The following is an 8,360-nucleotide window of genomic DNA, read 5'->3' on the forward strand; positions in this document are numbered from 1 at the left end:
ACGGCGGCCGCACCGGGCCGCCGTCAGAGCCAGGTGCCCCCACCGGCCTCGTCGGGCACGTCGACGTCGGCGCGGAACCCGTGGATCCACGCGAGGTGCCGGTCGACGGCTCCGGGGTGGCCCAGGCGGGCGTTGCGCTCGTCGGCCCGGCGGCCGTCGGGCAGGTGCAGCACGTCCGCGGTGGTGATCGAGGCGTGCTGCACCTTGCGGGTGCGTCCGCGGCGCAGCCGTTCGTACCGCTCCCGGGCCGCGTCCCAGTCGTCGGTGCCGGCGAGCTGGTCGGCCAGCACGATGGCGTCCTCGATCGACTGGTTGGCGCCCTGCCCGTGGTGCGGCACGAGCGCGTGGGCGGCGTCGCCCAGCAGGGTCAGGCGCCCGCGGGACCAGCGGCCCAGCGGCGGGCGGTGGAACAGGGCCCACCGCTGCGTGACCGGCACCGCGGAGACCATCTGCCGGACCGCCGGGTGCCAGTCCCGGAACCGCTCGAGGTGGCTGTCCGGCTCGACCGGCACGACCCACCGCTCGTGCGGCCAGGGGGCGGGGGAGCGCTCCACGAGGAAGAAGTTGTGGTCGCCCCCGCCCAGGGGGTAGTGGAGCAGGTGGGCGCCGGGGCCCATCCAGAACTGGATGGCCCCCGGGTCGGGCAGCTCGGACAGCGCCCGCGGCGGGACGATGCCGCGGGAGGCGCTGGTCCCGGAGTAGACGGCGTCGTCGTAGCCCAGCAGCAGGCGCCGCGTGGTCGAGCGGGCGCCGTCCGCCCCGACGACCAGGTCGGCCTCGGCCGTGCCGCCGTCCTCGAAGCGCAGCACGGCGGACGCGCCGTCGTCGTCGATCCCGACCAGCCGCTTGCGCAGGTGCAGGCCCTCGCCGCCCAGGGCCCCGGCCAGGACCTGCTGCAGCTCGGCGCGGTGGATCCCCGCGTACGGCGCCCCGAAGCGCTCGCGGTAGTCCGTGCCGTGCCGGCCGATCAGCCGGCCGTCCCGCCCGTCGCGGAAGGCCAGGGCCTCGACCTCCGCCCACCGGGGGCTCAGCCGCTCCTCGAGTCCGAACCGCTCGAGGAAGAACCGGGTCGCGTTGGCGGACAGCGCGACGGCGGCGCCCACCTCGCGCAGCTCCTCCGTCGCCTCGTACACCTCGACGTCGAGGCCGCGGCGCCGCAGCTCGATGGCCAGCGTCAGCCCGCCGATCCCCGCTCCGACGACGGCGATGCGTCTGCTCGTCATGTCCTGTCCTCTCCTCGTGCTCCGCCGGCCCCGCCCCGGGGCCTCGGTACCGACCGTAGCCAGCGGCCGGGGGCCCGATCTTCGGGATGGTGTGGGAAGATCGGGTCAGCGCCTCCGACACACTGTCGGAACACCCGGGAAGGGTGCCGGGGCGCGCGACTCGGAGGAGCCCCGACCAGCCGTGGACCGGACAGCCGACCTGGACGACCTGCTGCAGGACCTCTCCGAGCGCGCCGACCGCCGCCTGATCGTGCTCGACACCGCCGCGCGCGTAGTCGCCTGGTCGATCCACGAGTCCGACGACGACCGGCGCCGGCTCTCCTCGGCGCTCGCCCACGGCGACTCGTGGACCCTTCCCGCCGTCGGGCCCGACGGGTTCGCCGTCGAGGACCTCCCGGAGACAGGCCGGTGCCTGGTCGTCCCGCTGCACGACCACCGCCACCGCGTCGGGCACCTGCTCGCCGCCCTGGCGGAGCCGGGGCCGCCGTCCGCCGAGGAGGTCCGGGTGCTCCTCGACGAGGTGCCCGCCCTGGGCGTGCTGCTCTCCCTGCGGACCCTCTACGCCGAGCGGGACCGGGACCGGGCGCGCTCGCTGCTCACGGCCCTCGTCGCCGGGGACGCGGCCGCCCGCCCGGGAGCCGCCGAGGCGCTCGTGGGGGAGGGTCTGCTCGGGTCCTCCCGGCAGTACAGCGCCGTGGTGCTCGGCGCGGACCCGGCGGCCGGGGCGCCCGAGGAGACGGGCCGGACCGCACTGGCCGTGCACCGGACGCTCGACTTCGTCGCCAGCAGCTCGACGGCCTCCGTGGTGGGGGCGACCCTCGACGACGGCACCGGCGTCCTCGTCTTCCCCCGGCCCGTGGTCGGCCCCCGGCTGGCGCGGATCCTCGCCCGCCCCGACGTCGGCGCCGTGCGCGCCGGCGTCGGCCCCGTCGTGGGCAGCCTGCTCGACGTCCACCGCTCCTTCCGACTGGCACGCCGTGCGTGGCGCACCGCGTGGCTGGACCCCTCCGCCCACGATCCGGTCACCCACTGGGACGACACCGGGCTGGACGGCCTCCTGGCGCTGCTGCCGCTCGAATCCATGACGGTCGAGGACCTGCCGCGCAGCGTTCGCCGCGTCCTGGCGGCGGGCCTGGCACCGGAGCTCCTCCGGACGCTGGAGACCTATCTCGACCGCGGCGGCGACGCGCAGCGGACCGCCGCCGCGCTGAGCATCCACCGCTCGACGTTCTACTACCGGCTCGACCGGCTCAAGGAGCGCCTCGACCTGAACCTCGACGACGGGCTCACCCGGCGCGAGCTCCACGTGGGCCTGCGCGTCGCACGGCTCGCGCGTCTGCGTCCGGCCGGTCCGTGACCCGGACCACCGGCGTATCGTGGACGGTGTGACCGCCGCATCCCTGTCCACCGTGAACCTCGACAGCCGCTTCGCCCAGGAGCTGGGGGAGCTCTCCGTGCCCTGGCGGGCCGAGGACGTCGCCGAGCCCCGGCTGCTGGTCCTCAACGAGCCGTTGGCCGCCGAACTGGGCCTGGACCCCGGGTGGCTCCGGAGCGCCGAGGGCGTGCGGCTGCTCGTCGGCAACCTCGTCCCCGAGGGGGCCGCTCCCGTGGCGCAGGCCTACGCCGGCCACCAGTTCGGTTTCTACGCGCCACGGCTCGGCGACGGCCGGGCACTGCTGCTCGGGGAGCTCGTGGACCCGGAGGGGTCCCTGCGGGACGTCCACCTCAAGGGCTCCGGGCGCACCCCGTTCGCGCGCGGCGGCGACGGCCTGGCCGCGGTCGGCCCCATGCTGCGCGAGTACGTCGTGAGCGAGGCGATGCACGCCCTGGGCATCCCTACCACGCGCTCCCTGGCCGTGGTCGCGACCGGGCGGCAGGTGCTGCGCGAGACCCCGCTGCCCGGGGCCGTGCTCACCCGCGTCGCGAGCAGCCACCTGCGCGTGGGCACCTTCCAGTACGCCCGGGCCACGGGCGACGACGGGCTGCTGCGCCGGCTCGCCGACCACGCGATCCACCGCCACCACCCGCACGCGGCGCGGGCCGAGAACCCCTACCTCGCCCTCTTCGACGCGGTCGTCACCGTCCAGGCCCGGCTGGTGGCGCAGTGGATGCTCGTGGGCTTCGTCCACGGGGTCATGAACACCGACAACACGACCGTCTCGGGCGAGACCATCGACTACGGCCCCTGCGCCTTCCTGGACGCCTTCGACCCGGCGGCGGTCTACAGCTCCATCGACCAGGGCGGTCGCTACGCCTACCGCAACCAGCCCGTGGTGGCGGAGTGGAACCTCGCCCGCTTCGCCGAGGCCCTGCTGCCCCTCGTCCACGAGGACCAGGACCGGGCCGTGCAGCTCGTGCAGACGTCCCTGCAGGCCTTCGCCGGCCGGTACAGCGCCGCGTGGACGACCGGCCTGCGCGCCAAGCTCGGCCTCGGCGGGAGCGCCGGGACGGCCCCCGGGGACGACGACGTCCAGCCGCTGATCGACGACCTGTTCCCCCTCCTGGTGGCCGACCGTGTCGACCACACGAACTTCTTCCGCTGCCTCGGGGCCGCCGCCCGCGGTGACACCGGGCCGGTGCGGGATCTGTTCCGCGACCCGGCGGGCTTCGACGACTGGGCCGGGCGCTGGCGCGCCCTCGACCCGGACGCCGACGCGATGGACCGGGTCAACCCGGTGTACATCCCCCGGAACCACCTCGTGGAGGAGGCGCTCGAGGCCGCCACCGAGGGCGACCTCGGCCCCCTGGCCGGACTCCTGGACGCGGTGACGGAACCCTACGCGGAGCGGCCCGGACTGGAGCGCTACGCCGAGCCGGCGCCGCAGGACTTCGGGCCGTACCAGACCTTCTGCGGGACCTGAGCCCGCGGACCCGGGCGGCGTCGGCCGCGGCCTCGACCGCGGCGATGTCGGTCCGGCGCATCGTCGGCATCTTCTCCACCGCGCGCCGCGACCGGGCGCCCGACGAGCCCGACGGCCACGGTCAGCACGGACCCGTCGGGCGGGCAGCCGCGCGGGGACCGGAGGCCCGCAGTGACCGGGTGCCCCCCAATGAGGGGTCAGACAAGCTTGCGGGCGGGATGCGAGGATTCGGGAGCGCGTCGCCGATCCGAGAGGTCCCCCATGCCGCAGCAGCTGACCCTGATGGTGTCGAACATCCTTCTCACCACGGTCCTCGCCGTGACGTTCACCGTCCGGCTGGACGGGTGGCAGTGGTGGTTCCCCTGCCTGTGGCTCGTGGGCATGGCCGTCGGCTCCCTCTGGGTCTCCCTGCTGCGCCTGACCCCGGCCGGCGCCCGCCGCGCCGGCCACCTGCGCCCGGCCTGCTGAGCGGCCGCGACCGGGGCTGCTCGCTCAGGACTCGCACGCGACGCCGTCCCGGTCGCGGTCCATCGCCTCCCGGTAGCCGGGGTCGCCCACGTACAGCGGGGCCGCGCCGGCGGCCCTCGCCTCCGTGCAGTTGGCGTAGTAGACCTCCGTGGGCGCAGGAGCCACCGTCCCGGGGGCCGGCTCCGCCGGAGCGGGCTGTGCCACGGAGCCGCCGGGGATCTCGCCGAACGGGGTCCCGGTGGGCAGCTCCTGGCCGGGGCAGGTGGAGAGCACCTCGGCCATGGCGTTCTTCTCCGGGGCCGTGACCCACAGGTCGTAACGGGTCTTGACCGCGATCTGGACGGCGACCATCTCGCAGGCGAACGCCTCGTCCGGCGGCAGCCACTGCGAGGCGTCCTTGTCCGACTTGGACCCGTTGGTCGGCCCGTCCACGGCGAGCAGGTTCAGCGGGTCGTTGGCCAGGGCCACGCGGTCGGCCTGCGAGAGCCCGCGGGCACCGGTCACCCACGCATTGCCGAGCGAGACCACGTGGTCGACCTGCACGTCACCGGAGGTCGCCACTCCGCGCACGAAGTCGACGGTCCGGCCCGTGTAGGGGTCGGCCAGGGTCCCCGTGGCCACCGTGCACCCGTCGGCGGACGTGATCCCGGTCAGGTCCCGGGCCAGGACCTCGTTGCGGGTGTCCTCGCAGTCGCCGTCGGCGTCGATCCAGCCGCCGAACAGGCCGTCGCGGTCGTAGTCCGACATGGTCCCGGAGGCGGCGACGGGGAGGTCCTCCAGGGCGAGGAACGCCGCCGACGGTGGGTTCACGGCCTGCACCGGGGTCTCGGAGGGAGCCGGGGGCGCGGGTGTGCTCGCGGTCCCCGGGGTGGCGGCCGGAGTGGGTGAGGAGGTCGCGCCCGGCGTCGTCGTCGCACTGGGCGTGGCCGTCACCACGGCGCTGGGCGCCGAACTCTGCTCGGCGGGGTCGGCCGAGGCCACGGACGAGGCGCAGCCCACGAGCAGCCCGAGGGCCAGCGTGAGGTGCACGGGGACGGCGGCGATCCGTCTGCCCACGCCGGCTGCGCGGCGGGAGGCCGGATCCGTTCCGCGGGCAGGGGAGGAGGAGGTGGTGCTCATGGTGCTCCTGGGGGGATGGGGGGAGGGCGCCCGGGGGAGTTCGCGGGCGGAGCGCACGCGAGGGCACCCCTCATTTGTACGTCGGGGCACGGCCCCGGGCGAACGGCGTGGCCGAGATGACGGGCCGCGTGACGAGTGTGACGGGACCGGCCCGGAGCACCGCCCCCTGGGCCGCTCGTGGCCGCCTCGGTGTCCGGGTCCCGTCCGGGTCCCTCCGGGTCCGCCCGCGACGGCCCCGTCGCCCGGGCCCTCCCGGGCGGTGCGGCACCCACGGCCCCCCCTGTGACAGAAGTCACGGAAACCTCTTGTATAGCGTTGTTATAGGACCTAAGCTAACGGCCATGAGCAACAGTGTGACGGGCGTCCCGGGCGGCACCCCGGAGGCCTCGGAGCCGTCCTCCCCCCGGGAACGACTGCTCCGTGCCGCCGGGGAGCTGCTGGCGGGCTCCCGCGGCAAGCCGGTCTCCACCCGGGAGATCACCAAGCTGGCCGGGGTGACCGCCCCCACGCTGTACCACCACTTCGGCGACAAGGACGGTCTCATGGAGGCCGTGGCACTGCGGGGGTTCGAGGAGTTCGTGCGCCGGGAGCGGGGCATGCAGCGCTCGGCCGCGCCGATCGCGGACGTGCAGCGGCTCTGGGACGTGCACGTGCAGTTCGGGCTGTCCCAGCCGCAGCTGTACTCCCTGATGTTCGGCAGCGGCGGGCCGGGCAGGCGCCCGGTCCTCGTGGAGGAGGCCGAGCGCCTGCTCGAGGCCGAGCTGCACCGGGTGGCCGAGACCGGACTGCTCGCGGTGCCCCCGCGGCAGGCGGCCCGCGCCGTGCTGGCCGCCAACATCGGGGTGACCCTGATGCTCGTGGCCGACGCCCCGGACGAGGGGGAGGCGGTCTCCGCCGAGGAGGTCGCCGCCCTCTCCCTCTCGACCCAGACGCGCGACGCCGTGCTGCGCTCCGTCGTGACGGACCCCGCCGCCGTCGGCTCCGCGCCGGACGGCGCGCCCTCCGGAGGAGGGCCGCCCTCCTACGTGTCGGCGGCCATCGCCCTCAACGCGACCCTGCAGTCCTCGCATCCCGATCAGCTGTCCGGGACGGAGCTGACGCTCTTCCTGGAGTGGCTGCACCGGCTCTCCACGACGCCGGAGGCCGGCCGGCAGGGTTGAGGCGCCCCCGCCGGCGGCGCGCGCCGTCAGCCACCGCACCACCGACACACCAGTACATCCAGCACGTCCAGCAGCAGAACCCATTCGAGCACCACCACGAGAACAAGGGGACCACTATGTCCACAGCATCGACGTCAAGAGCATCGACGTCCACCGCAGCGCCGGCGGGTGGGCGGTCGTCCGCGGCGCGGGCGCATGTGCAGCGTTTCGGGACGTTCCTGTCGGGGATGATCATGCCCAATATCGGGGCGTTCATCGCCTGGGGGCTGATCACGGCGTTCTTCATCGAGGCGGGGTTCACCCCGTTCGGGCCCTTGGGCGGGTTCGGGGAGGACGCGGCGGGGGATCCGCACACGGGTCTGGTGGGCCCGATGATCACGTATTTGCTGCCGTTGCTGATCGCCTACACGGGTGGGCGGATGGTCTATGACGTGCGTGGTGGTGTGGTGGGGGCGATCGCCACGATGGGGGTGATCGTGGGGGCGGACATCCCGATGTTCATCGGGGCGATGCTGATGGGCCCGGCCACGGCGTGGTTGATGAAGCGCATCGACGGGATCTGGGACGGGAAGATCAAGCCCGGTTTCGAGATGCTGGTGAACAACTTCTCCGCGGGGATCGTGGGGGCGCTGATGGCCAGTGTGGGGTTCTTCGTGATCGGTCCGGCGGTGCTGGTGTTCTCCGGGGCGGCCGCGGCGGCGGTGGAGTTCTTGGTCTCGCGGGGGTTGCTGCCGTTGACCTCGATCCTGATCGAGCCGGCGAAGGTGCTGTTCTTGAACAACGCGGTCAACCACGGGATCCTCACCCCGTTGGGCACCACCCAGGCGTTGGAGCAGGGCAAGTCCGTCCTGTTCCTGTTGGAGGCCAATCCGGGTCCGGGGCTGGGGATCCTGGCGGCGTACATGGTCTTCGGGCGGGGGGCGGCCCGGGCGAGCGCCCCGGGGGCGGCGCTGATCCACTTCTTCGGGGGGATCCACGAGATCTACTTCCCCTACGTGCTGATGAAGCCGGCGTTGATCCTGGCCGCGATCGCCGGTGGGGCCAGCGGGATCTTCACGCTGACGGTCTTCGGGGCGGGGCTGCGGGCTCCGGCGGCGCCGGGGTCGATCATCGCGGTGCTGGCCCAGACGGCCTCGGACTCCTATGTGGGGGTGGTGCTGGCGGTGGTGGTGGCCTCGGCGGTGTCCTTCGTGGTGGCCTCGGTGATCCTGAAGGCCTCCCGGGACAGGGGCGAGGGCGACCTGGCGGCCGCGACCGCGAGCATGGAGTCGATGAAGGGCAAGAAGTCCACCGTCTCCTCCGCCGTCCTGGGCTCCAGCGGGGGCGCGGACACCGGCGGCGACAGCGCCCGGGCGCTGGCCGAGGGCGCTCCGGTCCGCCACATCGTCTTCGCCTGCGACGCCGGGATGGGCTCCTCCGCCATGGGCGCCTCGGTGCTGCGCAACAAGGTCCGGGCGGCCGGCTTCGAGGACGTGAAGGTCACCAACGCCTCGATCGCCAACCTCACCGACGACTTCGACATCGTCGTC

General features: G+C 74.2%; 7 protein-coding genes. 5 read left to right on the forward strand and 2 right to left on the reverse strand.

The window, feature by feature from the left end; genetic code table 11:
* Positions 1-23: 23 nt before the first annotated feature.
* Positions 24-1,223, reverse strand: coding sequence for an FAD-dependent monooxygenase (locus tag ACH9EU_RS03520; protein WP_396412554.1), 1,200 nt, complete (start codon positions 1,221-1,223; stop codon positions 24-26).
* Between the two features lie 181 nt (positions 1,224-1,404).
* Between ACH9EU_RS03520 and ACH9EU_RS03525 the strand changes: the two genes are divergently transcribed.
* From ACH9EU_RS03525 to ACH9EU_RS03535, 3 genes are all read left to right on the forward strand, one after another.
* Positions 1,405-2,580: a helix-turn-helix domain-containing protein gene (locus tag ACH9EU_RS03525; protein WP_396412555.1), complete on the forward strand. Its 1,176-nt coding sequence runs from the start codon at positions 1,405-1,407 to the stop codon at positions 2,578-2,580.
* A gap of 28 nt (positions 2,581-2,608) precedes the next feature.
* Positions 2,609-4,084 (forward strand): protein adenylyltransferase SelO family protein, encoded by a 1,476-nt coding sequence (locus ACH9EU_RS03530; protein ID WP_396412556.1) that lies wholly within the window; start codon positions 2,609-2,611, stop codon positions 4,082-4,084.
* Between the two features lie 261 nt (positions 4,085-4,345).
* The gene (locus ACH9EU_RS03535) at positions 4,346-4,552 is read left to right on the forward strand and encodes a hypothetical protein (RefSeq protein WP_396412557.1); all 207 of its coding nucleotides are present in this window, start codon (positions 4,346-4,348) and stop codon (positions 4,550-4,552) included.
* Between the two features lie 24 nt (positions 4,553-4,576).
* Here ACH9EU_RS03535 and ACH9EU_RS03540 read toward each other — a convergent pair whose 3' ends face one another.
* On the reverse strand, positions 4,577-5,671 hold the full coding sequence (locus ACH9EU_RS03540; RefSeq protein WP_396412558.1) for an excalibur calcium-binding domain-containing protein: 1,095 nt from the start codon (positions 5,669-5,671) through the stop codon (positions 4,577-4,579).
* Between the two features lie 341 nt (positions 5,672-6,012).
* On the opposite strand from ACH9EU_RS03540, the gene ACH9EU_RS03545 reads away from it, so the two are divergent.
* The gene (locus ACH9EU_RS03545) at positions 6,013-6,831 is read left to right on the forward strand and encodes a TetR family transcriptional regulator (RefSeq protein WP_396412559.1); all 819 of its coding nucleotides are present in this window, start codon (positions 6,013-6,015) and stop codon (positions 6,829-6,831) included.
* 227 nt (positions 6,832-7,058) lie between these two features.
* Positions 7,059-8,360, forward strand: a 1,302-nt coding sequence (gene mtlA / locus ACH9EU_RS03550; protein ID WP_396412560.1) for a mannitol-specific PTS transporter subunit IIC, incomplete at its 3' end; no start/stop codon positions are given.

The organism is Kocuria rhizosphaerae, assembly GCF_044462265.1.
Classification (GTDB): Bacteria; Actinomycetota; Actinomycetes; order Actinomycetales; family Micrococcaceae; genus Kocuria; species Kocuria rhizosphaerae.